18 protein-coding genes are annotated in these 26,336 nt (G+C 63.9%); 8 read left to right on the forward strand and 10 right to left on the reverse strand.

Features of this window, described 5'->3' with window-relative positions; genetic code table 11:
- The first annotated feature begins 374 nt into the window (after window positions 1-374).
- From ACP7BV_RS02825 to ACP7BV_RS02840, 4 genes are all read left to right on the forward strand, one after another.
- Window positions 375-1,601, forward strand: coding sequence for a metal-dependent hydrolase (locus tag ACP7BV_RS02825; protein ID WP_426101286.1), 1,227 nt, complete (start codon window positions 375-377; stop codon window positions 1,599-1,601).
- 138 nt (window positions 1,602-1,739) lie between these two features.
- Window positions 1,740-2,267, forward strand: a complete 528-nt coding sequence (locus ACP7BV_RS02830) for a porin family protein (protein WP_426101288.1) — start codon at window positions 1,740-1,742, stop codon at window positions 2,265-2,267.
- Window positions 2,268-2,367: 100 nt separating this feature from the next.
- Window positions 2,368-3,321 (forward strand): subclass B3 metallo-beta-lactamase, encoded by a 954-nt coding sequence (bla, locus tag ACP7BV_RS02835; RefSeq protein WP_426101290.1) that lies wholly within the window; start codon window positions 2,368-2,370, stop codon window positions 3,319-3,321.
- On the forward strand, window positions 3,318-4,754 hold the full coding sequence (locus tag ACP7BV_RS02840) for a cytochrome P450 (RefSeq protein WP_426101292.1): 1,437 nt from the start codon (window positions 3,318-3,320) through the stop codon (window positions 4,752-4,754). The genes bla and ACP7BV_RS02840 overlap by 4 nt, the downstream gene beginning before the upstream one ends.
- Before the next feature lie 162 nt (window positions 4,755-4,916).
- On the opposite strand, the gene ACP7BV_RS02845 is transcribed toward ACP7BV_RS02840, so the two are convergent.
- Entirely contained in the window at window positions 4,917-6,425 is a 1,509-nt protein-coding gene (locus ACP7BV_RS02845; protein WP_426101294.1) for an alpha/beta hydrolase family protein, read from the reverse strand.
- Between the two features lie 352 nt (window positions 6,426-6,777).
- Here ACP7BV_RS02845 and ACP7BV_RS02850 point away from each other — a divergent pair, with 352 nt between their 5' ends.
- A complete protein-coding gene (locus tag ACP7BV_RS02850) occupies window positions 6,778-8,172 on the forward strand; it encodes an ethanolamine ammonia-lyase subunit EutB (protein ID WP_426101412.1) in 1,395 nt (464 codons plus the stop codon).
- The gene (eutC, locus tag ACP7BV_RS02855) at window positions 8,169-8,948 is read left to right on the forward strand and encodes an ethanolamine ammonia-lyase subunit EutC (RefSeq protein ID WP_426101296.1); all 780 of its coding nucleotides are present in this window, start codon (window positions 8,169-8,171) and stop codon (window positions 8,946-8,948) included. The genes ACP7BV_RS02850 and eutC overlap by 4 nt, the downstream gene beginning before the upstream one ends.
- 25 nt (window positions 8,949-8,973) lie before the next feature.
- Here the strand turns inward: eutC and ACP7BV_RS02860 are convergent, their stop codons facing one another.
- The 3 genes from ACP7BV_RS02860 to ACP7BV_RS02870 form a co-directional block, all read right to left on the reverse strand.
- The gene (locus ACP7BV_RS02860; RefSeq protein WP_426101298.1) at window positions 8,974-11,445 is read right to left on the reverse strand and encodes a diguanylate cyclase domain-containing protein; all 2,472 of its coding nucleotides are present in this window, start codon (window positions 11,443-11,445) and stop codon (window positions 8,974-8,976) included.
- Window positions 11,439-12,725, reverse strand: a complete 1,287-nt coding sequence (locus tag ACP7BV_RS02865) for an ABC transporter substrate-binding protein (RefSeq protein WP_426101300.1) — start codon at window positions 12,723-12,725, stop codon at window positions 11,439-11,441. The genes ACP7BV_RS02860 and ACP7BV_RS02865 overlap by 7 nt, the downstream gene beginning before the upstream one ends.
- A 271-nt stretch (window positions 12,726-12,996) precedes the next feature.
- Window positions 12,997-15,438: a penicillin-binding protein 1A gene (locus tag ACP7BV_RS02870; RefSeq protein ID WP_426101302.1), complete on the reverse strand. Its 2,442-nt coding sequence runs from the start codon at window positions 15,436-15,438 to the stop codon at window positions 12,997-12,999.
- A 240-nt stretch (window positions 15,439-15,678) separates the two neighbouring features.
- Here ACP7BV_RS02870 and ACP7BV_RS02875 point away from each other — a divergent pair, with 240 nt between their 5' ends.
- The gene (locus ACP7BV_RS02875; protein ID WP_426101304.1) at window positions 15,679-16,179 is read left to right on the forward strand and encodes a hemerythrin domain-containing protein; all 501 of its coding nucleotides are present in this window, start codon (window positions 15,679-15,681) and stop codon (window positions 16,177-16,179) included.
- A gap of 94 nt (window positions 16,180-16,273) precedes the next feature.
- Here the strand turns inward: ACP7BV_RS02875 and ACP7BV_RS02880 are convergent, their stop codons facing one another.
- The 4 genes from ACP7BV_RS02880 to ACP7BV_RS02895 form a co-directional block, all read right to left on the reverse strand.
- Window positions 16,274-16,876 (reverse strand): copper resistance D family protein, encoded by a 603-nt coding sequence (locus ACP7BV_RS02880; protein ID WP_426101306.1) that lies wholly within the window; start codon window positions 16,874-16,876, stop codon window positions 16,274-16,276.
- Window positions 16,877-17,150: 274 nt separating this feature from the next.
- The gene (locus tag ACP7BV_RS02885; protein WP_426101308.1) at window positions 17,151-17,519 is read right to left on the reverse strand and encodes a copper resistance CopC family protein; all 369 of its coding nucleotides are present in this window, start codon (window positions 17,517-17,519) and stop codon (window positions 17,151-17,153) included.
- Window positions 17,516-17,806: a copper-binding protein gene (locus ACP7BV_RS02890; RefSeq protein WP_426101310.1), complete on the reverse strand. Its 291-nt coding sequence runs from the start codon at window positions 17,804-17,806 to the stop codon at window positions 17,516-17,518. The genes ACP7BV_RS02885 and ACP7BV_RS02890 overlap by 4 nt, the downstream gene beginning before the upstream one ends.
- Before the next feature lie 74 nt (window positions 17,807-17,880).
- Entirely contained in the window at window positions 17,881-19,833 is a 1,953-nt protein-coding gene (locus ACP7BV_RS02895; RefSeq protein ID WP_426101312.1) for a helicase-related protein, read from the reverse strand.
- Between the two features lie 253 nt (window positions 19,834-20,086).
- On the opposite strand from ACP7BV_RS02895, the gene ACP7BV_RS02900 reads away from it, so the two are divergent.
- The gene (locus ACP7BV_RS02900) at window positions 20,087-22,990 is read left to right on the forward strand and encodes an EAL domain-containing protein (RefSeq protein WP_426101314.1); all 2,904 of its coding nucleotides are present in this window, start codon (window positions 20,087-20,089) and stop codon (window positions 22,988-22,990) included.
- Window positions 22,991-23,211: 221 nt separating this feature from the next.
- Here ACP7BV_RS02900 and ACP7BV_RS02905 read toward each other — a convergent pair whose 3' ends face one another.
- A complete protein-coding gene (locus ACP7BV_RS02905) occupies window positions 23,212-23,676 on the reverse strand; it encodes a thermonuclease family protein (RefSeq protein WP_426101316.1) in 465 nt (154 codons plus the stop codon).
- A 473-nt stretch (window positions 23,677-24,149) separates the two neighbouring features.
- Window positions 24,150-26,282, reverse strand: a complete 2,133-nt coding sequence (locus ACP7BV_RS02910) for a putative bifunctional diguanylate cyclase/phosphodiesterase (RefSeq protein WP_426101318.1) — start codon at window positions 26,280-26,282, stop codon at window positions 24,150-24,152.
- Window positions 26,283-26,336 lie beyond the last annotated feature (54 nt).

Raw genomic sequence — 26,336 nt, forward strand, 5'->3', positions numbered from 1 at the left:
GCATCGCGCTGTCACGAGGCAGAACCAGCGCCGTGTTGCGGCGATTGCTGACCGAGTACGACCGGTGTCGTACGCGCTTGCACGGCGCCTAACGCGCTGGAGCGCTCCCCAGCGCTCCCCGTGCAATCCGTAGCTCAGGTCGCGGCGCATGACGATCGCACGGCCCGCCGGTCTATCATGCGGTATGCGGCCAGTATGCGCTTATGCGACCAAACAGCGGCTCATGCAGTCTAGTGCCGCCGACTCCAGACAATTGGCGAAGCCGCCTTCCGACATCGACCAACGGTGGCAGACAGAGCGCCAAGCAAGGAAGGGTTTTAGTTGCAGGTCTGATAACCGCTCGACCCACACACCTACAACAATAGCTCAGCATCATGGATAACATCAGTCACTCACTGTCGGGCCTTGCCGTCGCCGAACTGCTGCACCGCAGTCTGGCGCCGGAGCCGCACGCGCAGGCCCAATCGCTGCGCCGCCGCATGGTGCTGGTCGCTGGCGCTGTGGCGGCCAACCTGCCCGATCTCGATCTCGTGCTTACCGGCCTGTTGCCGGCGCCGCTCGGCTACCTGCTGCATCACCGCGGCCACACCCATACGCTGCTGTACGCGGCGCCGCAGGCGCTGCTGCTCATTGCGCTGGTCTGGCTGCTGTGGCCTTCGGCCCGCCTTTTGCTGCGCACAAGCGCGAACGCCCGCGCCGCTCTGGTGGGCGCCACCGTCATCGGCCTGGGCCTGCACCTGCTGATGGATTATGCTAATTCGTATGGCGTGCATCCCTTTTACCCGTTCGACGCACGCTGGCTGTATGGCGACATGGTGTTCATCGTCGAACCAGTTTTCTGGATCGGCTTCGGGGTGCCGCTGGCGATGATGCTGCCGGCGCGGCCCCTGCGCTTTGCGCTGGGCGCGCTACTGGCCGGCGTGCTGGCCTGGACCTGCGTTGCCGGCTTTCTGCATTGGGCCTCACTGCTGGCGCTGGGACTGGCCGCAGCGTCGATCGCCTTGCTGCAAGGACGTGCCGGCGCGACCGGGCGCGCCGGCCTGGCAACAGGCGTGCTCGTGGCGGGCGCCTTTGTCGCCTTGCAGGGCGTCGCTTCGCATGTGGGCCGCGAGCATGTGGCGCAGCGCCTGCACGCCCTGGCCCCGACCGCTCGCCTGCTTGACGCGGCAATGACGCCGTTGCCGGCCAACCCCGCGTGCTGGTCGTTCGTCACGGTCGAGCGCTTTGACGACGCCGGCACGTATCGCATTCGGCGCGGGCTCCTCAGCCTCGCCCCGGCCCTGCTGCCGGTGCAGGCGTGTCCGGCCGCCTTTTTACCCGTGCTCGCAACGCTGGATGCGGAAATCGGCCTGGCTACGCCGACGGACGCCAGCTTGGCCTCACTGCGCGGCCTGGCCGCGAACTGCCACTTTCACGCCTGGATGCGCTTTGCGCGCGCGCCGCTGCTGGCCGGCGCCGTTGCCAGCGACGCGCGCTTCGCGCGGGGCGCCGGGGCAAATTTTTCGACTTTCGATCCGGCCGCGTTCGCGCATGTGCCATGCCCGGCCAACGTGCCCGCCTGGGCCTTGCCACGTCAGGATCTGCTCGATCCAGCCGGCTAAAAGGTACTGCGATTCGGGCGGAAAAGTACCGCAGAACAGAACCTTGCGAATAGGCAATTATTACAATTCGTCCAATGTTACCTTTGCGGCCTCGCAATTTATTGTGAATTGCGAACCAATGAATCAAGGATCACAACGATGAAAAAATACCTGTTCGCCTGCCTCATTGGCGCGGCGCTGAGCGCGCCCGCTTACGCCGCAGGTCCGTACGTGGGGCTGGGCATTCACGCCTACGACGGTGGCGTTTCGAAGGGCAACGAAGGCGCACTCAAGCTGTTCGGCGGCTATGACTTTACCAACACCTGGGGGGTGGAAGCAGGCTTGCCCGGCACGCCCGACTACAATGCCCAGGACGCGTCTTTCAGGCCGCTCGGTACGGCCAAGGGCAACCTGGTGTACATCGCGGGCAAAGCTACCATGGCCATCAGCGATCGATGGTCACTGGTGACCAAACTCGGGCTGGCCCACTCCCGCCTGCATTTTGACGGACCACGGGGCGGCCACGAATCGACGACCGGCCTGTACGCCGGCATCGGCATCAAATATGCCATGACGCAGAAAGTGACGGTGACGCTGGAATTGGAGCGCTTTGGACGCCAGCCCCAGCATAGCTATGGCGGCCCCAAGCGTGAGTCGGTTTCGCTCAACATCGGCTACAGCTTTTGACCTGCGCGCCGGCGCCAGAAAGGCCGTGCCTCAACACTTGGCGCCGGCTGCTCAAGCTTGTCATATAATCATGTTTTTACAAACATGGGGAGCGGCGACCTTGAATTTTGCATACCGGAACACAGCGACAAGGGCGCGCGCGCTGGCCTGCACCTTGCTGCTGGCCGCCTTCGGACCGGCGCTCGCCCAGGAAGCAACCACGTGCCCCAAGTGCGCGGCCTGGAACCAGCCGCAGGCGCCGTTTAACATCTATGGCAATACCTGGTACGTGGGCACGCGCGAATTGTCGGCGTTGCTCATCACCAGTGCCAACGGCCACATCCTGCTCGACGGCGCCTTGCCGCAATCGGCGGCGCAAATCGCGCGCAATATCGTGAGCCTGGGCTTTCGAATCGAAGACGTCAAGCTGATCGCCAACTCGCACGCGCATGCCGACCATGCGGGCGGCATTGCCGCCTTGCAGCGCGCCAGCGGCGCCCAAGTGCTTGCCAGCGCCTCGGGCGCACAAGTGCTCAAAGCAGGTACGCCAGGGCGGGACGACCCGCAGTATTCGCCCGGCGGATCTTCGCCCATTCCCGTGCCGGCCGCCGTGCGCACAGTGGCCGACGGCGAAACCGTCAGCACCGGCCTGCTTGCCATCACGGCCCACCTGACGCCCGGGCATACCCCGGGCGGGACCACCTGGAGCTGGAAATCCTGCGAAGGCAAGCGCTGCCTGGACGTGGTGTATGTCGACAGCCTCAATCCCGTCTCGAGCGAGGGCTTTCACTTTACCGGCGACAGCGCGCGGGCCGACTTGACGCGCGCGTTCCGGGCCAGTATCGCCAAGGTTGCCGCCTTGCCGTGCGATGTGGTGGTGTCGGTGCACCCGGACTTTACCGGGACGCTTGAAAAAGCCGGCAAGCGCAGCGCCGCGCGCAACGCCTTTATCGACCCCGCCGGCTGCCGCACCTACGCCAAGGATGCCGGCAAGCGCCTGGACAAGCGGGTCGCGCGCGAAGCGCTTGAAGCGCTGGACGCAGCGCGCGCCGCCAAGCGGAGCGACCCCTCATGACAGCCTCCTTGCAAAGCGGCGAGCCGGGCGCCGTCGGGCGCCGCATCGACGAGCTGCCCGGGCCGCGCGCGCTGCCGCTGGTGGGCAATATGCTGCAGATCGACCGGCTGCGCGTGCACCAGACAATGGAACGCTGGAGCGGCCAGTTCGGCCCCATTTTCCGGGTGCGCTTTGGCCGCAGCAATGTGTTGGTCGTGGCCGACGGCGCGGCGGTGAGCGCGATTTTGCGCGACCGTCCGGATGGATTCCGGCGGCCCGCCGTCACCGCGCTGGTGTCGGAAGAAATGGGCGGGCGGCACGGCCTGGTGACGTCCGAAGGCGAAGCGTGGCGCAGCCAGCGCCGCATGGTGATGGCCGCTTTTGCGCCGCAGGCCGTCAAGGCGTATTTTCCTTCGCTCGTGAAGGTGGCGCTGCGCCTGCAGCGGCGCTGGGAAACGGCGGCGCGCGACGGCACGCCGATCGCGCTCGGGCCCGACCTCAAGCGCTATACGGTTGACATCATCGCGGGACTGGCGTTTGGCACCGACGTCAACACCATCGAGGGCGGCGACGACGTGATCCAGCGCGACCTCGACCTGCTGCTGCCGGCGCTGGCGCGCCGCAGCGTGGCCCTGATACCGTACTGGCGCTGGTTCAAGCTGCCGCAAGACCGCAGGCTCGAACGCAGCGTTGCCGCCATCGGCTCAGCGGTCAATCAATTGATCATCGTCGCGCGGGCGCGCCTGCAGGCAGAACCGGCCCGGCGCGAGCAGCCGGGCAATCTGCTCGAAGCCATGCTGGCGGCGGCCGACCGCAGCGACAGCGGCGTGGATGACGACATTGTCGCCGGCAATGTATCGACCATGCTGCTGGCGGGTGAGGATACGACCGCCAACAGCATCGCCTGGCTGCTGTACCAGCTCGCGCGCAACCCGGACGCACTGCGCCAGGCGCAGGAGGAAGTAAGGCGCCTCGCGCCCGATACCGGCGCGCTGACCGTCACCCAGATTGATAGCCTCGACTACCTTGACGCTTGCATTCAGGAATCGATGCGCTTGAAACCGGTGTCCCCGTTCATTCCCCTTGAAGCCTTGCGTCCGAGTACCATCGCCGGCGTCGATGTGCCGGCGGGCACGCTGGTGTGGTGCGTGCTGCGCCATGAAAGCGTCGCTGATCGCCACTTTCCCAACGCCATGCAATTTGACCCGCGGCGCTGGCTTAGCCGCCCGGATGTGGCTGGCGCCGACAAGCGCATCACCCTGCCCTTCGGCGCGGGGCCGCGCATGTGTCCGGGCCGCTATCTTGCGCTGCTGGAGATCAAGGTGGCAATCGCCATGATCCTGGGCCGGTTTCACATCGAAAGAATCGATACGCCGGATGGCAAGGAGGCCGATGAAAGGATGGAGTTTGGCATGTTCCCGGTTGACTTGAGCATGCACTTGCGCCAGGCCTAGCAGCCTGTCGCCTTCCGTGGCACGTGCCATTCCCGCCGCATCCCGAACCGGACCTGGGCGTCGAAACAGCGTCGCACTGGGCAAAGTTCTTTTTGCCAGTGGCGCGTCATGTATCGCTGTGCGCCCGTTCAACGGGGCACCCAGAACACCAGCAGCAATTCGTCATGGCAGGCGCGACTCGACCAGCACATCGGGGTAGCGTTGCGCCGGCTCAGCGAGCAGGCTTGCCGGGCGGCTCAGCAAATGCCGGTCGAAAAACGCCAACGAGTAGGCATTGATGATCTCGTGCCCGCGGCGCGCACCGATAGGCCCGCTAAGCCCCAGTGAGGGAGACAGCGGCGTCCAGATTGCCATATCGGCAAAGTTACTTTGGAACATCCCTGGTACACGTACGAAGTAGCCTGCACCCGTCAGGCTGTCGTAGGCCGCACGCATGCTGGTCTGATGGGCAGCGATCTCTGCTTCCGGCCAACCGCCAGTTTGCCGCCGTTCGAGCCGCATGCTGGCGGCATCGCGTGTTATCCACATAGTCGGTTGCGCAAGTCCCGTCTTGACAACCTCGGTTGGCATGGCCGCATCCATGATCAGGCAGGCACGCAGGCGCGCATCAATGCGACACGCGTCAGCGGCGACGATGCCGCCCAGCGAAACGCCGAAGATGCCGATACGATGCAGATCAAGCTTGCCCGTAAGGACACCGTTTGAATCGAAATGGTTCAGTACTGCAAGCTGATCCAGTGCAAAGGCCACATCTTGCGTCAGGTAAGGAATAATGCTGCGGTCATGCAAGGTCCTGCCGTCCGGAAGCAGCACGCTGGTTTGCGCCGAATTAGTCCGGCTCGGCAAGTAGCTCGGTCCCACCGTGGCACGAAATTGCGCCGGAGTCAGACCGGCGACTTGATGACCGTCGGGGAAGACGACAGTTGCGGCGACACCCGGCTGGTCTATGGCGACAACGATATAGCCGTGTGAAACGAGATGTTCAACTTGGAAAGTGTTCATCTGGCGATAGCCTGTCGCCCCCTCTAAAAACAGCAAGACCGGGTAGGCGTGCTGATCGACAGCTAGCGGGACCGCCGGCATGGCGTTGGAACCAACATACTTTACGTGACCAAAGAGAAACGCGGGCTTGTCGTGGACCCGCGCGAAAGCCGTTGTAACAGCGTCGGCATCGTTCATATAGCCCGAACGCGCGATGGCAGGACTCGCTTTCGCCGGGTACCAGATCTGCACCATCAATTGGCGTCGAACGTGCGAATCGGCGCCGAAGACTTCGGAACGGGAGGCGTCCAGCCAGTGGTAAGTCAAGGTGCCGATCCCGTAGGGCCCCGATGACGGGGCAAAGCCGAACACGGGGACCAGCACGGGCAGTAGAACAGCGATTGCGAGCGCGAGCAAACCGGTCCAGAGGGCGGTTTCCCCAAGCGCAGAAAAAGGTCGTGTCCCAGCCACGGCCGCGCCGGCGCCACTGAAGTGGAGGAGCAAGCGAAGCAAAACAAACACAATCGTCAGCAAATAAGCAGGGGCCATTTGCCAGCGCGGACCCTCTGCTAGCACTTGCGCCACTGCAATTACCAACGCAAGGACGGACGCATGGCGAATCAAAAACCACGTCCGCATCCGCGCCAACGCCAAGAAGCAGAAAGCGAGAAAATCGGCCGCCAATAACATAAGCTCAAGGCTTCTCATCGATCGTCAAATCCAAATGGGGTGAGGAAATGCAAGCGCAACGCCGGCGTCGATGTACCAGCCCGAAGGTTTCGAAAAATGGGGCAAGAAGGCTGCAAATGATCGATGCCGAATATATCTAAAAACACAGTCATCAACACGAACACCGGCTTGCCCGACCCGGATTCTACTGCAGGACAGGGCCGTATTGCCGCCATTGCTGAACGCTCACGGCGCCGTTGTGGAGGGAAAATGAATTGGCGGCCCCTTTTTTTCCCCCGAACAAGCGGGCATCTTTGGCTATTCCCGGAGCCGCCATGCTATCCTGCCTCTACCGGGCAAAACGGATTTGATGATGACCACACACCAGTTTTCGCACATGGTCGGTCCCAGAACCTACCTGTTTCGCGACCTGAAAGATCTGCTGGCGAAGGCGTCGCCGCTGCGCTCGGGCGACCAACTCGCCGGCCTGGCCGCGCAGTCGGCCCAAGAGCGCGTGGCCGCCCAGATGGCGCTGGCCGAACTTCCCTTGCACGTCTTTTTGCAGCACCACGTCATTCCCTATGCCGACGATGAAGTCACGCGCCTGATCATCGACAGCCACGACACGGCCGCTTTTGCTTTCATCAGCCACCTCACCGTGGGCGACTTGCGCAACTGGCTGCTGGGCGACCAAGCCGACAGCGCCGCATTGGCGCGCGCAGCGGCCGGCATCACGCCGGAGATGGCGGCCGCCGTGTCCAAGATCATGCGCATCCAGGACTTGGTACTGGTGGCAAAAAAGTGCCGCGTGGTGAGCCGCTTTCGCAGTACGCTCGGCCTGGAAGGCCGCATGGCCACGCGCTTGCAGCCGAACCACCCGCTTGATGACGCCAGCGGCATTGCCGCCAGCATCGTCGATGGTCTGCTGTACGGCAGCGGCGACGCCGTTATCGGCATCAACCCGGCCACCGACAATGTCGACCAGGTGATTGCGCTGGTCACCATGCTCGACGCCATCATCGACCAATACGCCATTCCCACCCAGTCGTGCGTGCTGACCCACGTGACCAACACGCTCGCCGCGATCGAGCGCGGCGCGCCGGTCGACCTGGTGTTCCAGTCGATCGCCGGCACCCAGGCGGCCAACGCCGCTTTCGGCATCGACCTGGCGCTATTGGCGCAGGCGCACAGCGCCGCGCTCTCGCTCGGGCGCGGTACGGTGGGCGACAATGTCATGTACTTCGAGACCGGCCAGGGCAGCGCGCTGTCGGCCAACGCCCATCACGGCGTAGACCAGCAAACCTGCGAAGCGCGCGCCTATGGGGTGGCGCGCCGCTTCGCGCCGCTGCTGGTCAATTCGGTGGTCGGCTTCATCGGGCCGGAGTATCTGTACGACGGCAAGCAGATCATCCGCGCCGGCTTGGAAGACCACTTTTGCGCCAAGCTGCTTGGCCTGCCGATGGGCTGCGACGTGTGCTACACCAATCACGCCGAAGCTGACCAGGACGACATGGACGTGCTGCTGACCATGCTGGGGGCCGCCGGCTGCAATTTCGTGATGGGCGTGCCCGGGTCGGACGACATCATGCTCAATTACCAGAGCACCTCGTTTCACGATGCCTTGTACGCGCGCCAGGTGCTGGGCCTGCGCGCCGCGCCCGAGTTCGAAGCCTGGCTGCACCAGGCGGGCATCTTTACCGGCGCCGGTCCCGCGCAGCTTGGCGACACCGTTGCCGCGCCGTTCGCGCAAGCGCTGCTGCGGCTATGAGCACGCCCGTCACGCCCAATCCCTGGCGCGAGCTGCGCGCGCTGACGCAGGCGCGCATTGCGCTCGGCCGCGCAGGCGTGAGCATGCCGACCGGCGCGCAGCTCGCGTTCCAGCTGGCGCACGCGCGCGCGCGCGACGCGGTGCACATGGCGCTCGATGTGCCCGCGCTGCACGCCGCGCTGGCACGCCCTGGCCGCGTGGTGCTGGCGGCCCACAGCGCCTGCGCCGACCGGGCGACCTACCTGCAAAGACCCGACCTGGGGCGCCAGCTCGACGCGCCATCGTGCGCGGCGCTGGCCGCCGCCGCGCCGGCGGCGTGCGAACTGGCGCTGGTGGTGGCCGACGGCCTGTCGGCGCCGGCGGTGGCGCAGCACGCGGCGCCTTTCATCGATGCGCTGCAAGAGCGCCTGGCGCCGGACGGCTGGGGGACGGCGCCGATCGTGATCGTGCAGCAGGCGCGCGTGGCCATTGGCGACCAGGTTGGCGCGATCCTCAACGCGCGCTGCGTGGTGGTGCTGATCGGCGAGCGGCCGGGTTTGAGTTCGCCCGACAGCATGGGCTTGTACATGACGTGGCAGCCCGGACCGGGGTTGACCGATGCGCACCGTAACTGCATCTCGAATGTCCGCGCCGCGGGCGTGAGCTACCGGGAGGCAGCCTTCAAGCTCCATTACCTGCTCGACCAGGCGCGCGGGCGTGGCCTGTCGGGCGTGGCGTTAAAGGATGAAACGCAGGCGCCGCCGGCGCGCTCGGGACATAACTTTTTGCTCAGGTAACGCTTGTGCGCTGCCGCGCTCCCCCTCAGCCGGGCAACGCTTGCGGCGTCACGCTGTCCGCTTCGGCCGGCTCAAAGGCGCGCCAGTTGTTCCTGCCGGCCTTTTTAGCGTGGTACATCGCCTCGTCGGCGTGCTTGAGCAAGGTCTGCGAATCGAGGCCATGCTGCGGATAGATGGCCACGCCGATACTGCCGCTGACGGTGATCGGATGGCCGCCCAGTTCCAGCGTCGCACAGAGATTGTCCAGAACGCGCTGCAGCACCGTGGCCACGAGCTCTGGATCGACGCCTTCGGACAGCACCACGGCAAATTCGTCGCCCCCCAGCCGGGCCACGGTATCGGTGTCGCGCACCGATCCCAGCAGGCGCTGGGCGACGGCGAGCAGCAACTGGTCGCCGATCGCGTGGCCAAAGGTGTCGTTGACGTACTTGAAACGGTCCAGGTCGATGTAGCACACGGCCATCTGGTGCTTGTGGCGGGCGGCGTGGTTAACGGCCATGTTGAGCCGGTCGCTCAGCATGACACGGTTGGCCAGCCCGGTCAGCGCGTCGTGCTGCGTTTGATAGATCAGCTGCTCTTCGGCCGACTTGCGAGCTGAAATATCTTCCAGCACCCAGACCGTGCCCTTATCGATGTTGTTCGGGTCGAGCGCCTTGCCGAAGCAAGCGGCCCAGAACAGGCTGCCATCCTGGCGCGTCAGTTCCAGGTCGGCCGTAAATGAATGGCCCGCTGCCAGCGCACTGGCCACGGCCGTGCCCATCGCGCGCGCCGCCACTTCGCTCGGGTGGCTCGGCAGGACCGCTTTTCCAAGCACCTCGTCCATCCGATAGCCGAGAATTTGGGCGTACTGCACATTGCAACGCACGGTGTGCCGGTCCTTGATCAGCGCAATGCCGACGATGACGTTGGCAAAAACGACTTCCAGCTCCGAAATCAGCAGCACGTTTTCCTGTTCGGCCCTGACCCGCTCGCCGATCTCGACGCGCAGTTTCAAGGCGCGCTCGTCGGCCACCTGGATCAGCAGCACGATCACGGCCAGCAGCAAGGCGACGAACAGCCCGGTGCCCAGCACGGTCCAGGGCAGCGAGGACGACTGGCGCGCCACGAAGGCGGGCGTGGGCCACATGCGCACCTGCCAGAGCACGTCCTGAAACTGCAGCGCGCTTTCGTGGACCACAGCCGCATCGGGCAACAGGTCATCTTGCTGGCCGAACAGCTTGCGCTCGCCGTCGAACACCTGAACCGCGTAGCCCTTGGCGAACTCGCCCTGGCTGACCGCGCGTTCGAGCATCGACTGCACCTGGAATACGCCGACCATGAAGCCGTCCAGGCGCGCGCCGGTGAACAATGGCTGGATCGCCATGAAGCCGTCGCCGCCCTGCGGCAAGACAGACACGCTTGTCACGTTCAGGGAGCGCTTGAAGCGCGCCACCTCCAGCGCCGCCAGGCCACTGAGCTGGTCGCCCATATCCACGTCGCGCGCACCCTCGTTGCCCTGCTGCGGCACCACCCAGCGCACAATCCGGTCCGGGTCGACCCATTCGATGGCGCGGAAGTATCCTGGCGCCTCCTGCAGCGCGGCCGCATCAGCCTCCCATTCGGCGCGCGGGGTGGCGCCGCGAAACTCCCAGCGGCGCTGCATCTGGCCCAGCGCGGCGATGCGCGACTCGACCGGCGTAGTCACGCGCGCGACAAAACTGGCCATTTCCTCCCGCCCCGTGCGCTGCAACTGGGCGCGTTCCGCGTCGAGCAAACTGAACCACATGGCGCACGTCATGGCGCTCATCGCGCCGGCCACCAACATCGGCCGCCAGGCCAGCCGCAGCCTTGGGTGCGTGCGCCAGCGCGCAGCGCCGTGCAGCAATAAGGCACAGGCCAGGGGCACGAACGCCAGCGCGGTGGGTAGCGCCATCTGCGTGAAACCAAACCAGCCGTAGGCCATCGTCACGTTCGCCGCGTAGCCGGCCACGGCCAGTACGGCCACCGCGCCGCACAGCATGGCCGCCAGTGCGCCGAAGGCCGTGGCGAGCGTGTTGCGCCGGGCAAGGCAAACCAGCGACAAGCCGGACAGCGCCAGGCAGACGGCCGCGTTGGGCGCCATCCGTCCGGGCGTGGAGGTTTGCACCGTCAGATAGGGTTCCAGAAAAAGCGTATCGATGCCCAGGGAGGCGCCAAAGGCGTACTGCGCCAGCGTCAGCAAGCCGAGCAGCATGCCGAGCACCCCGCACAGCATGGCGCCGCGGCGCGCGCGCGCGGTCAGCGCCATCAAGCCCAGACCACTCGTCAATAAACCCAGTGCGGCGTTGAACTGGATCGGCGCATGAGCGGGGTGCCACTGGATCAGGCGCACCAGATGCCAGTGCCACGCCAGGGCCATCGTCAGCGCGAAGGCGCTCACCAGCACCCCGGTGCTCATGGCGGCCACGCCGCCCGGCCGTGTCAGCACCGCGCTGCCCGCCCGCGTGTTTGCCGCACGCGTGTTGACCACGTTTACCATGCCGCTCCGCTATGCATCGCGTTCAGTGTGCTCGCCAGCGCCTTGACGCCGGTCGCCGGATCCTTGCCTTCGGCCAACACCCCGGACACCGTCTTCCAGACCTCGGCACTGACTTGCTCGTATTTGCGGCCGGTCACGGTGGAAGGCCGCGGGGTCGCGCTTGCCGCGGCGGCACGTAGAATCTCTTGATAGGGATTGATGGCCAGTAATTGGGGATCCTGGTACAGACTGCCGATCGTCGGGCTGCGCCCGAGCAAGATGGCGCGCCGCTTTTGTTCGTCCCGGCCGGTCATGAACATCACCAGGTCGATTGCCAGCGCACTATTGCGGGAAAACTTCGACACGGCCAGTTGATGGCCCCCCAGCGTGGTGCCGACCGCGCCGTGCGGGCCGCGCGGCAACACCGCGATACCCACCTTGTTGCGCACCGCGCTGTCGGGCGCGTTGACCACGGCCCAGACATAGGGCCAGTTGCGCAAGAAAACGGCATTACCGTCCTGGAACATGGCGCGCGATTCTTCCTCGCGCGCGCTGACGACGGACGGTGGCGAAATAGCGCCGATCCACTGTTTTGCCATGCGCAAGGCGGCAATGGTGGCCGGGTTGTCGACCGTCACCGCGCCCGACGGCTCGACGATGGAACCGCCGCCATAACTGACAATCCACTCCAGCGCATCGCAGGTAAGCCCTTCGTACGGCTTGCCTTGCCAGACATAGCCCCACATCCGGGGCCGGCCGGCGCTGCGCTCGGCATCCTGGATCAAGCGCGCCGTGGCGGCCAGCTCGGCCCAGGTGCCCGGGACGCGCTGTTGATACTTTTCCAGCAAGTCCTTGCGGTAATAAAGTAGCCCGGCATCGATGAACCAGGGCATCGCGATCAGCCGGCCCCCCACTGTATTGTTCTTGACGATGGCGGGAAAGTGTTCCTTGATGCTGGCGGCCGCCGGCGCGCTCAGGTCGAGCAGCGATTCGGCCAGGATCCCCGGCCAGACGATATCGATGGTCAAGACATCGAGCAGCGGAGATTGCGAGGCCAGCAACTGGCGATACATGACCAGGCGTTCCGACGACGAGGCCGGCAGCGACAAAATCTTGACCGTATGGCCACTTTTGCGCTCCCACGCCTTGACACCCTCCTTGCACACCGTGTTGCCGTGGCCGATGGAATCGCAGGCCATCGTCAGCGTCGCGGCCGCCGCCGGGGCAACGGCAAATCCAAATACCAGCGCGGTCACCAGCGCGTTCAGCCGGGCGCGGCCGAACAAAAGAGGCTTGCTCATGGGTTCACTGTTACTCATCACCAATACCATCGATTGTAGCGACGCCATGGCGCGCCGCCAAGGCCAGAGCGACAAGGCGGGCCCCGGCGCAGCCCGCCCGCACGAGCATGCCTTCTTGAAATACATACTACAGCAATCCACAGTTGCTCAGCCCTAATTTCATGCGCTATGGATGTTTTTGGCCGCCATGCCGCCCACACGCGCTCGTGCGTGCAGGTTCGAAAGCGGTGCAGGCCTGCCCGCCACGCGTGGCGCAGGCTGCAAGCGCAAACTAGAACGAATCGGCGCGCTCACCCGGCTGCGGCTGCGGTTGCGGTCTTGGCGGCGGCAACTGCTGCCCTTCCTCGGACGGCGGCGGCAGCTCCTGCCCCTCGGGCACGAATTGTTCTTCTTCTTCGATCATCGGCGCCGGCGGCGCCACGCCATCTTGCTGCATCTCGCCACCTTCTTCATTAATGCCCTCCGGCTCCGCGTCCTGGCGCGGCTCGGGTCGGATGGCGCCCGGGAAGGCTGCGCTGGCATTGAGCTTGCCGCTGTCAAGCGCCGTCTTGAAAAAGTCGCCCACGACCAGAATCGCGTTGTGTCCGCCCTGCCCCCAGTAGCTGCTGCGCATCGTCACGCGGTTGTCGTTAAAGCCCACCCATGCGCCGGCCACCAGTTGCGGATGCATCATGATGAACCAGCCATCGGCATTGTTTTGCGTGGTGCCGGTCTTGCCCGCCACGTCGCCCGTAATGCCGAAACGGTAGCGCACCGCCGTGCCGGTGCCGCGGTTGATCACGCCGCGCATCATGTCGATGAGCATGACTGCCGAATCGTTGGTCATGGCGCGCTGCGGCGCCTGGCTGCCGAATTCGGCCACCACCTTGCCGGTGCGGTCGACGATGCGCTTGATGAAGATGGGCTTGCGGTATTCGCCCACCGCGGCGATGGTGCTGTAGGCGCTGACCATTTCCAGCAGCGTGACCGGGCTCGTTCCCAGCGCCAGCGAGGGCACCGAGGCCAGCTTGCTGTCCTTGATGCCGAGATCTTGGGCCAGCTTGATGATGCTCGGCAGGCCCACGTCCTGCATGACCTGGGCGGTGATCGTGTTTTTCGACATGATCAAGCCTTCGCGCAGGCTCATCATGCCGCCGTTCGAGCCGCTCATGTCGGTCGGGCGCCAGATAGTGCCGTCGCCGGCCTTGATATTCATAACTTCATCGCGGTACAGTTTTTCCGACGAGATGCCCTTTTCCAGCGCCGCGCCATAGACGACAGGCTTGAAGGTGGAACCGGGCTGGCGCTGGGCCTGGGCCACGTGGTCGAACTGATCCTTTTGAAAGTCGCGGCTGCCGACCCAGGCGCGCACTTCGCCGCTGCTTGGGTCTAGTGCGACAAAACCGGCTTCCAGACGCGTCTTGGTGCGCCGCAGCTGCGCCATGAAGGCGCGGTCCGCTTTCAGGCGCTTGAGCGCGACCAGCTTGTCTTCGCCGCCGTCGACCGCTGCCTTGTATTCTGGCGTTTCGCGGACGAAGGCACTGATGAGGTTACCCTTGGAGCGCCAGAAATACTCGAACGGGGTGGTGCCGCCGTGACGCGCGGCGTACGAGCCGGCCGAGGCCGACGAGCCGCCGTCGGGACTGCTCCACTCGACGTCGGCCACCATCTGCAGCGCCGTGCCCTGGCGCTCGACGGCGCTCAGCGCGGCCGTTTGCAGTTCATGGTCAAGCGTGGTGTAGACCACCAGCCCGTCGAGCTGCAGGTTGTAGTCGTGCTCGTCGGCCCACTGGATCAGCCACTTGCGCACGTAGGCGGTAAAGTGGGTGTCGGTGCCGGCGCGCTCGGGCAGGCGCGCGAAATGCAGGCGCAAGGGCCGCTTGATGAGGCGCTCGAAACTCTTGGCGTCGATGATGCCGTGCTTGAGCATTTGCCCCAGCACCACGTTGCGGCGCTCCACCGAGCGCTCCGGGTTGGTGACGGGATTGTAGTAACTGGTCCCCTTGAGCATGCCGACCAGGGTCGCGCTTTCCAGGATGTCGAGCTTGGCGGCCGGCTTGTCGAAATATGTCTGGGCCGCCGTTTCAATGCCGAAGGTGTTGTACAGGAAAGGCACGGTATTCAAGTACGCTTCCAGGATCTCGGTCTTGCTGTAGGTCGCTTCGATCTTGAGCGCGGTAATCATTTCCTTGAGCTTGCGGTTGATGTTGCGCGAGCGTCCTATTTCTTCAGGAAACATATTGCGCGCCAACTGCTGGGTAATGGTCGAACCGCCCTGCGCGTCGCCCTTCAGGCTGTAGACCACGGCGGCCAGGGTGCGCTTGAAGTCAATCCCCATGTGGTCGTAAAAGCGGTGATCCTCGGTGGCCACCAGGGCGGTGAGCACATGCGGCGAAATCTGGTCGAGCTTGACGCGCTCATGCAAGCCCTGGTCGAAACTGGCCAATTGCTTGCCGTCGGCCGACACCAGGGTCGAGGCCTTGGCCGCGCGCGCCTGCTTGAGGTCTTTGATGCCCGGCGTGAGGGGAATAAGGCACAGCACGTAGAGCAATACCAGCGCAAACAGGAGCGCCGCGCCGCCGCCCGCGATCAGGGCGGCGCGCTGGAACGGCGGACGGGCCATCAGGAAAGCGTGCAGGCGAGCAAAACGATGCTTGAACATGATGCCGGCGGCGCCAAAAACGCGGGCGGCTGCCTCGCGTGCACGTTCTACTGGCTTGCGTTGTTGGTCCACTGTCGTTGCCCTGTCATGTTTAATTAATCCCAACGAGCAAGTATATCTGAGCCTCGTGCTATTGACGTACAGCATTTTTCTAAAGTGTAGCGGCCAGGGCACTGGATAAAGTCCTACGCGCGCACTGCAAGTGCGCCTACTGATTGTCATTTTAAGTTCGCCTACCATGAAGTTCTGCCACAAAACATGTCATCCGATACATTCGTTTGCACGTTTTCAGCCATTACAACAGGAGCCATTATGCGAACCTCATCTACGGCCACCAGCAACACCCAGAAAAACATGCCAACGTCGGAAGAAGGCATCGATGCCATCGAACTGCTGACGCAAGACCACGAGAACGTCAAGGCGATGTTCGAACAGTACGAAGCGCTGGGCGACCGCGCCATGGCCAGCAAGAAAAAATTGGCTATCAAGATTTGCACGGAACTGACCAAGCACGCGACGGCAGAAGAAGAAATTTTCTATCCGGCCGTGCGCGCCGCCGGCAAGGACAAGGAAGATATGGTCGATGAGGCCGTTGTCGAGCACGCCTCAGCAAAAGACCTGATTGCCCAGATCCTGGAAATGGAAGCGAGCGAAGAATTGTTCGACGCCAAGGTCAAAGTCCTCTCCGAAATGATCGAGCACCACGTCAAGGAAGAGGAAGAGGAAATGTTCACGCAAGCGCGAGAAGCCGGCCTGGACCTGGCCATGCTGGGTCAGCAAATTTCTGCACGCAAGGCTGAAATTACCATGTAAGCAACTCGCCTTTCCTTGCTTTGCAATCATCCCACGCGCGCGTGGGATGATGCATTGTGGCTCAGTTACGGTGCTTTGCTTGGTGGACGAGCTATTAGTGAGGCGCTGGCTGCAGGGTGAGCAACGAGGCTGCGGCCAAAGCCCCGAGCAGCAAGCCCGATTCCACCCGCAACACGCGCAGCGCCATCGCGCCGCCGTCGCTGCTCGCGCGCGGAAAGCCAATGAAGCGATTGCAGGCGCCAAGCAGAGCCGTGCCAGCAAACAGGGCAAGTTTTATCGACAGCACCGCGCCATAAGGGTGATCGAGCAAGCGCTGCGGCGCGTCCAGCCGCTGCCATGCTCCGAACAAACCGCTGGCAACAATGCCGGCAACGGCCAGGGCTGCGGCGCGCGACAGACGCTGCATGTAGTGCAGCGGGGGTGCCTTCCCGCATGCGGGCATGACGACCCACGCGGCCACGAAAACGCTGCCGGCCCAGACGGCACCGAGCAGCAAGTGCAAGGCGTCGATCAACATGGCGGCGCCGAACAGGCCACTGCCGGCGGCATGGCTGACCTGGGCGCGGCTGAGCGCGAAGATGCAAAGCAAGATGCCCGCCCAAAGTGTCGACCGGCGCAGTACGCACCCCAGCGCCGCCAAAACCAGCGTGGCCACGGCAAGCAGGTAAGCAGGTAAGCAGGTAAGCGTGTCCTGCATGGGTGGCGGCCAGAATGTCGGCCGCGACCGTGCCGACCTCGCCCAGCGCCACGCCGGCCATGTCGGCAAAGGCCGACCACATCACCCCGGCCCCGCCCACACACGCGCCCAGCAAGGCATAGCGTTCGCCGCGCGCAATGGTGGCTTGGCCACTTTGCGGCCCTTCGCGCAGCCAGCGCCTGGCCAGCAGCGCGCCGCACAGCCACGCCAGTACCGCGTTGATGAGCATGACCGAGCCGGCGTGCAGCAGGCCGACGGCGTCCATGACGATGCCTTAGCGAACGCTAAACCGGATGGCACCGTGCTGGCGGTGCCCATCATGTCCCACCGCAGTCCACTTGACGACATAGCGACCCGGCTTGAGCGGCGGCACGGCCAGGCGCAGCACGGCAGGATTGGCGGGGTCAAGCGCCGCCTTGGCGTTGCCGACCAGGCTGCCTGCCCTGTCGCGCAAGACCGCGCCGCTAAAAAGCTTTTCCAGCGCTTCGTTAAATGTGATCGACACTTCCGTGGGTGCGCGCGCCAGCACCGCCCCGTCGGCCGGCGCGGATCGCTTGAGCGTCGCGTGCGCCTGGGCAGCCGGGCCGTGCAGCGCGGCTATCACCAGCACGAGCATGGCCGCAGCGCCCGGGCGCGATGTCATTTGGCGCTTTCGAGCGTGGTGACGGTCAGCACGCCGTCGACTTTGGCGGCAGTAAAGCGCACCTTGTCGCCGGCTTCCACCTGGCCCAGCATGGCCTTGTCCTGCACCCGGAACACCATGGTCATGGGCGGCATGCCCAGGTCTTTCAGCTCGCCGTGGCGAATCGTCAGTTTGGCCGCGTCCTTGTCGACCTTGCGGATTTCGCCGTCAGCGACGGCAGGCGCGGCCAGGGCGGCCGTGCTGCAAGCGACCAAGACGATGGCAGCGGCGGTTCGAATCAGGTTCATGTCAGTCCTTTGCAGTATGGATTTGTGGCTACTTTAAAGCTTCCCATCGCTGGAAGGACAAGCCTTGTTCCAGCTTATCGAAACTTTTTATCGTGTTTCTTGCGCGCGGCCGCATTTTGCGCATGCAGGATCGAATCGACCCGTTCCGAGGCGGCGCGCGCCAGCGACTGCGCCACTTCTACGCTGGGAAAGTACTCGGGCGCGCGGTAGGACAACCAGGCGTAGGCCGAATACAGGCGGCAGCTGTCCTCCACTTCCTGCAAATTGCGGCCCTGCAAGTCCCCCTGATCGGTGTGCAGTTTCGACACGCGTTTCTTGGCCAGCGCCTGGGCCCACTGCTCCCAGGCGCGCTGCAGCGACGGCACCTTGGTCGACACCGGCACCAGCGAGAGCATGAATTTTTCGGCCACGGACAAGGGCAGCGTATCGAGCCACAGCGCGCGCTCGGCCTGCTCGTCGGTGATGCGCGGAAAGAAAAAACCGTCCGGCACGTCGATGTTGTGCATGAAGCGTTTGAGCAGCTTGGCCAGCGACGTCTCGCCGGTGACTGCGGCGATGCGGTGCAAGTGTTCGAGCGAGGGCGCGACCGAAAACCCGGTGGCGCTGAGCGGTGCGATTTTCTCCTTGAGCAGCGCGCGCATGACTTCATGGGTGTCGTCGTCGTAGCCGGCCACCAGACCCGCCTCGTGCACGCCGTAGCGCCCGGCCCGCCCGGCAATCTGGCGCGCCAGCGAGGCTGAAATTTCTTCTTCCTCGACGCCGTTGTACTTGACGGTGGTGGTCATGATGATGCGCGCGATCGGCATGTTCAAGCCCATCGCCAGCGCATCGGTGGCCACCACCACGTCGGCCGAGCCGTCGCGAAAGCGTTCGGCCTGGGCGCGCCGCACTTCGGGCGCGAGGTTGCCGTAGACGGTGGCCACCGACAGCCCCATCTCGGTAATCATGTCGCGCCACATCAGCACTTCGCGGCGCGAAAAGGCGATCACGGCGTCGCCGCGCTGCACGTTGCGCAGCTTGCGCACGGCGCTCGGTTCCATCGACAGCGGCCCCATGCGCTTAAGCAGATGCACTTCGAGCGGGATTTCCAGGCGCGCGGCCAGCGCTTCGATGGCGCGCCGCGCTTCGGGTGCGCCGACCAGATACACCACCGAGGCCGGCGCCCCGCACACGGCCGCGGTCCAGGCCGAGCCGCGGTCGCGGTCGGCCAGCATCTGGATTTCATCAATCACGGCCACGTCGACCCGGGTGCGGGTGTCGAGCATTTCCACGGTGCTGGCCACGTGGGTGCCGCCTTCGGCCAGGCGGCGCTCTTCGCCCGTAACGAGGCTGACCTTCAAGGCCTCGCCATGCGGGCGGGCTTGCTGCAAGCGCTCAAAGTTTTCAAGAGCCAACAGGCGCAGCGGCGCGAGGTAGGCCCCGCTGGCGGCTTTGGCCAGCGCTTCCATCGCGCGGTGCGTCTTGCCCGAATTGGTCGGGCCCAGCAAGGCAATGAACTTGCGCGGCATGCGGCGCGCCACCTCGAAGGAATCGGGATACTCGGCCAAATTGATGCTTTGCTTGGTGCGCGCGGCGTGCCGCTCTTCCTGGGCGCGCTCGATGGCGTGCTCAAGACGCTGCCCGATGCGCTCGAACACGTACGAGGCGGGCTCGGACGTTTCGAGTTCGGCCAGTTGGCCCAGGAACACGGCGGCGTCGAGGTTGACGTCTTCGCAGCGCGCGGCAATGTCATCGACAAAATGCTCGACACTGGCGTTGAGCGCGCCCACCGCAGCGGCCGTGATGCGCTCGGACAGCAGGCGCGCCTTGGCGTCGCGTTCGAGCTTGCGCCACTTGCTCGGCTTGGCAAGCACCCCGTGCGCGGGCACCAGGTGGTAGGGCACGCGCAGGCCGCCCGCCTCCACCCAGCCGGAAAAGCGCACAAAAACGCGCCCTTCCATCTTGACAAGCTCGGCGCCCAATTGATCGAGCGCCAGTTCGCGCAGCAGCGCGCCATCGTCGCCTTCGTCGTGCAGCGGATCGTTCATGACTGGCCCATTTTACATGTCGGAGGCTCGACTATACCAAGGACGGGTGCCCCCGGCGCAACGATTGGCGTTCGCGCGCCGCTCCTTGAGCACCTGCCGAAACAAGCTGCGGTCGTCACGATTGAAAATACTGGCGCGTTTGCGCCTGTGACATGAGTAAATCACGCAGCTGGCGTGTCTAACCCTGTTTAACCCACAAATGCGCAACAAATGCGCGTGCACAATGAAAAACTGGCCCTCCTATCATGGCGAGATGGCATCGCGAATCCGTGCACGCGACTGGGCCGCCACCAGCCTCGGCCCCCTCGAATGCTGGCCGCAAAGCTTGATGGGAGCGGTCGACATGCTGCTGCAAATGACAGTTCCGGCCATTCTGTCGTGGGGCGAGGACGGCGTACTGATCAATAACGACGCCAGCATGCCGCTCACCAAAATGGCGCACAAACTGTCGTTCGACGAGCACCCTGACGACCCGTGGCCCGCCAGCGAAGCCTTCAAGCGCGGCATGCGCACAGCGCGCGACGAAGATGCCGGCTTTACCTGGAGCGAACAGGAACTGCGCTCGCGCCGGCCGGACGGCACCTTGAAGCAATGCTGGTTCTCGATCAATTTCTCACCTTTGCACGACGACAACGCCCGGCCGGCCGGTGCCCTGGCCATCTTTTTCGACACCACCGACCGGGCGCGCGCTGAAAGTTTGCTGCGCGACAGTGAACGCCAGCTGTCGGCCATCTTTTCCGAAGCCCAGGTGGGACTGTCGCTCATCTCGCTTGAAGGCAAGTTCTTGCGCGTAAATGAAGCCTTGTGCCGCATGCTGGGCCGGCCTGCGGAACTGCTGATAACGCTGGGCATCGCCGACGTAACCCACCCCGACGACCTGAACAAGTCAATGCAGGCGGTCGGACGCATGCTTGCAAGCGGCGTTTCCGAATCAGTGGAAAAGCATTATGTGCGTCCCAACGGCGAGCTGGTTGCGGCCAACAGCATTGTCTCGCGCCTGGCAAGCGGCCAGGCAAGCGGGCAGGCGGACGGCTACCAGATCCTGGCCGTCACCGTCGACCTGACCGAGCGCCAGCGGGCGCAAGACGCGCTGGCCGAGAGCGAGGCCAGATTTCGCGCGCTGGCCGAAGCGTCGTCTGCGCTGATCTGGCAGCTCGACACGCGCGGCGCGGCCATTTATGTCAACCCGCGCCACCAGGTCTTGCTTGGCATTCCTACCGAGCACTTGCTGGGCGCCGGCTGGCGCGACATTCTGCACCCGGACGAACGCGCCGACACGCTGCACGTGCTCGACGGTGCGATCGCCCAGCGCGCCGCAGTCCAGCGCCGGGTCCGAATCCGCTTTGCCGACGGCCAATGGCACTGGATGGAAGCGCACGCGGCACCTTGGTTCTTCGCCGACGGCAACTATGCCGGCCACGTGGGCATCGCGCTCGACATTGACGAAGCAGTGCGTGCACAGCAAGAATTACTGGTGAGCAATGAGCGCTTGAAGCTGGCGATTGAAGGCTCGGGCGACGGCATCTGGGATTGGGACCTCGCCGTGAACCAGGTCGTCTATTCAGACCGGGCGCGCGCCATCCTCTCACTCGACGGACCGGGGCCGTTCGCCCCTTACAGCTTGCTCGAGCAGCTGGTGCATCCGGACGACCAGCACCGGGTGCGTACCGAGATTGATATTTGCTTGGCCGGTTCGCGCGCCACGTTCAGCATCGAGTTTCGAGTGCGCAGCCCGGAAGGTGGCTGGCGCTGGGTGCTCTCGCGCGGTACCGTGGTCAACCGCCATCCGCGCAGCAACTTACCGCAGCGCATGACGGGAACATTTACCGACATCACCGACAAGCGCCGCTCCGAGGAAATTGTGTGGGAGCATGCCAACTTTGACCTGCTGACACGCTTGCCGAACCGGCGCCTGTTTCGTGACCGCCTCGACCATGAAATCCGCAAGGCGCAGCGCAACGGCCTGCCGCTGGCGTTGCTGTTCATCGACCTCGACCGTTTCAAGGAAGCCAACGACCTGCTCGGCCACACGGTGGGCGACCAGGTGCTGATTGAATCGGCGCGTCGCATCTGCGCCTGCGTGCGCCAGTCCGATACCGTGGCCCGGCTGGGCGGCGACGAATTTACCGTCATCCTGACCGAACTGGAAACGAACCTGTACGTCGATCCGGTCGCGCTGAAAATCAATGAAACACTCAGCAAGCCCTTTTTGTTTGGCAACGAGGTGATCTACCTGTCGGCCAGCATTGGCGTCACGCTGTATCCGAACGATGCGTCCGACGCCGAAAACCTGATTCGCAATGCCGACCAGGCCATGTACGTGGTCAAAAACGAAGGGCGCAACCATTTCAGCTACTTCACGCCCTCCATGCAGCGCGAAGCGAACGACCGGCTGCGCCTGATCAGCGATTTGCGCGTCGCGCTGCGCCGTGGCCAGTTGCAGGTGCACTATCAGCCGATCATCGACTTGCGCAGTGGGCGCGTGGTCAAGGCGGAAGCGTTGCTGCGCTGGCAACACCCGCTGCTGGGCATGATCGAGCCGGTGCGCTTCATCGCCTTCGCCGAAGAAACTGGCTTGATCAGTGAAATTGGCGACTGGGTGTTTCGCCAGGCAGCTGAATGCTCGCGCGCGTGGGGCGAGCGCACTGGTGCGCCGTTTCCCGTCAGCGTTAACAAGTCGCCGGTGCAATTCGTCTCACGCCTCGATGAAGTGAACTGGCCCGCGCATCTGCACGAACTGGGCTTGACGGGCAGTAGCGTCTCGGTCGAAATTACCGAGGGCTTGCTGCTGGACGCTTCGCCCAGCGTATCGGCCACGTTGCTGCAATATCACGATGCGGGGATCAAGGTGGCGATTGACGATTTTGGCACGGGATACTCGTCGATTGCGTATCTGAAAAAATTTGAAGTCGACTACCTGAAGATCGATCAATCCTTCGTGCGCGATATTGGCGCCAGCCTGGGCGACCGCGCCATCGTGCGCTCGATCATCGCCATGGCGCACGAACTGGGGTTGGAAGTGATTGCCGAAGGCATCGAGACGGTGGAACAGCGAGCATTCCTGGTCGAGGGTCAATGCGATTTCGGGCAGGGTTTTCTGTTTTCCAAGGCGGTGCCGGCTGGTGAATTCGTGCACATGCTGCTGGCCGAGGTATGAGCCAATCAAGACCGTAGGGCGCAAAAGGACGAAGTGCGCATTGCGCCATGCGTGCCCGGTATCGCGTGGCGGATTGCGAGGTTTGCGCTTTTCCGCCTTACATCAAGGCTTCGGCATATTACCCAGCACGGCAACAAGCCTTTGCTTGCCCGGCTTGATTGGGGAGGCCGATGCCGCCCTCACATCGCCGGGGCGCGCCGGGCGCGTGGCCGGGGTCCTGATTACAGCGTGCGCCGCACGCCTTTGCGCCTGAAGTCCCATGGCGGCACAGGCTGCGTGTCGCGCCAAATGCCCACATGGCGGGTCTGGGCCTTGAGTTCGGCGTCGCTGTAGCTGCGATCGCTCGCGTAGCGGCGGTACATCCACGCCATGCCGCGCGCAATCTGTTCCTTGTTGACGTCCACCCCGGCCACGGCAATCTTGCAAATGGCGCGGCCATAGCGGTCCCGACCGACGACATCGATGTAGGCCGTCCTGCCGAACGACAGCTCGGACAAGGACAATTTCGATGCTTGGCCGAACGCTTGTTTTTTCTCCGGCGCATCAATGCCGTACAGCCGGCACTTGATGCGCTCGCGGCTGGCGCTGAGCGCGGTCAGCGTGTCGCCGTCTGCGATACCGACTACCTGGTAGGGCGCACCCGGATTTGCTGCAATTGCCAACAGCGGCAAACTTGCCGCAACCATGACCAACATTCTTGCTACCGACATTCTCACCCCGACTCCTTTATCATGCTGGAGCAAGATTGTCGTCTTACGGAAAGACTTACGCAAGGGAAGATTTGATGCAGGCAACCCGCGTTGGCAGCGCGCCGACCTTGCACGGCTTGCGTTTGGAATGCCCTTGTCGGCAAGGCGCGCCCAGCCAGGGAAGCTGAGGGCGCGCAAGGCTGCACGCCATTGACGGGTTAGCTTTTCCCCACCATTGCCGCATGGCTCTGCGGATTTTTATCGGGACCGGACTGTAAGTCGGCCAAGCGCGGGCCTGGGCAGCCCCTTATCCGAGATGCGTCGCGTCAACGCACGTCGGATAAGGGGGCCGCCCAGGTCTGCGCGTATCCGACCTACGCTCCTACGCTCCTTGCAGCAGCACGTTGACATCACCAGAGGCGCCGTCGCCAAGAACATTGGCCAACAGCGCCTGGCGCACCACCCGTTTCCTAATGCGCAGCCGTCAGCATTTGCGCGAAACACTCGGCGCTGGTTGCTTCGGAGTACAGAAAGCCCTGGGCGTAATCGCAACCCGCCGCCTTGAGCCAGTCGCGCTGGGCGCAGGTCTCTACCCCTTCGGCAATGACTTTCAAGCCTAGCCGGTGCGCCATCATGACAATGGTTTCGGCAAAGATGCGGCTCTCCGAGCTGCTCACCATGTCCTTCACGAAACTCTGGTCAATCTTGAGGAAATTGACATTGAACTTTTTCAGGTAAGACATCGACGAATAGCCGATGCCAAAGTCGTCGATCGCAAACTGCACGCCGGCCTGTTGCAGCGCGAGCAGTTTTTCGCGCACGCCGGGCGATTCGTTGAGCATCACGCCCTCGGTCACTTCCACGGCGACGCTGCCCCCGGCTTCGGTCAGCGTTTGCAAGTCCGGACCACCGGGCTTCATCATCGAGCGGTCCGTAAATTCCACCGGCGACTTGTTGACGCTGACCTGGAACGGCCGGCCCAGCAAGTCGCTCCATTGGCGCGCCCGGCATACCGCCTCCTGGAGCACCCAGGCATCGATCTGACCGATCAGCCCCGTCTCTTCGGCCAGGCCGATGAAGGCGGCCGGTAGAAGCGTGCCCGACTGCGGGTGATGCCAGCGCACCAGTGCCTCGGCCTTGACGATGGCGCCGGTGCCCATGTCGATGATCGGCTGGTAATACACGGCGAGCTGATGGCAGGCAATTGCCTCGCGCAATTCGTCAATCACGCGCAGGCGCGCCCAGGCCGAGTCGCGCATGGCCTTGGTAAAAAAACTGAAACGGTTGCGCCCGGCTTTCTTGGCCACGAACATGGCCTGGTCGGCATTGCGCAGCAAGTCGTCGGGCAATAGCGCGTCTTGCGGATAGAGCGTGATGCCGATGCTGCCGGAGATAGCCGCGCTATGTTCGTGCAGCGCAATCGGGCGCCCCAGGCTGGCGAGAATTTGCTGGGCCAGCACCTCGATGTGCGGGATCTTCCGCACGTCAGTGATGATGACGGTAAATTCGTCGCCGCCCAGGCGGGCTACGGTATCGCTGGCGCGCACGCAGGCGCCAATGCGGCGCGCTGATTCTCGCAATACCTGGTCGCCCGCCGCGTGACCGAAGCGGTCATTGACCCCCTTGAAACCGTCAAGGTCGACGAACAACAAGGCCAGCGTGAGGCCGGTGCGCCCCGCGTAGCGGACCTCTTGCTCGAGCCGGTCGCGAAACAGCATGCGATTGGGCAATTCCGTGAGCGAGTCGTAATATGCATTGCGCAGCAACTTGTTTTCCGACGCCTTGAGTTCGGAAATATTGCGTGCGCTGCCAGTCACGGACTCAACAACCCCAGCCTCATTGATGACCGGCAGCAGTACGTAGCGGTACGTCACCGGTTCCATCTGGTCGGCATGGCAGGTGAATTCGCCGCGCAAAGACTCGTGGTTGTCGACAACGTGCGCGATGTCGCGCTCGAACTTGGGCGCCAAGTCCCTGCAAAAACGGCGGATGGGTTTGCCGAGGATGGCATCAACCTGCGCATTGAACAGCTTGGCCAAGGTGATGTTGGCATACAGGAAATGCGCGTCGATATCGAGAATGAACTGCAAGTCGGGCGAGGATGACAGCAGCGTGTCAAAGCGCCGCGTGTGCTCGTCTTTGTCGAGTGCGTAGCGCTCCAGCGATTCAGTCAGCGCCTGGTCGATGGCTTCGTTAAAGCGCAGCGCTTCGTCGGACGAGGCCGTTTCAGCTGCTCTGTTCGCGCATGCCCACTGCTTGAGGACGCTGGCGCGCAAGGCCCGAAATTCAGAAATGGTTTCGTCCAGGCTAAAGCCGCTTGCCACGCGGGCGGAACCATGCCGCTCAGCGGCGCTCTCAAGCGTGTTAGGGGGCGCGCGCCCCCGCGACTTTTCGAATTGCTGGCCCGACGTCTGGGGCTGTTCAAGATCATCGGCGATTGCCCGCAGCATGGCGCCGGCGTCGTCCCGCAATGCGGCCTCGTCCATGTGGCGCGCCGAAAGTATGCCCTTGGCGAACGCCTCCCATTCGACGAGAATCGACTCAATATTGTCGCGGATGAACGCTGGAAGCTTACATTTACTAGAGCGCGGTACGTCGTCCATACAGTCACCCCCTCGAATAACAAGGTTAGACCGTGGCGAACATTATAAGTTCCG

Origin of the sequence: Massilia sp. TSP1-1-2 (assembly GCF_049896185.1) — a bacterium.
GTDB lineage: Bacteria > Pseudomonadota > Gammaproteobacteria > Burkholderiales > Burkholderiaceae_D > Telluria_A.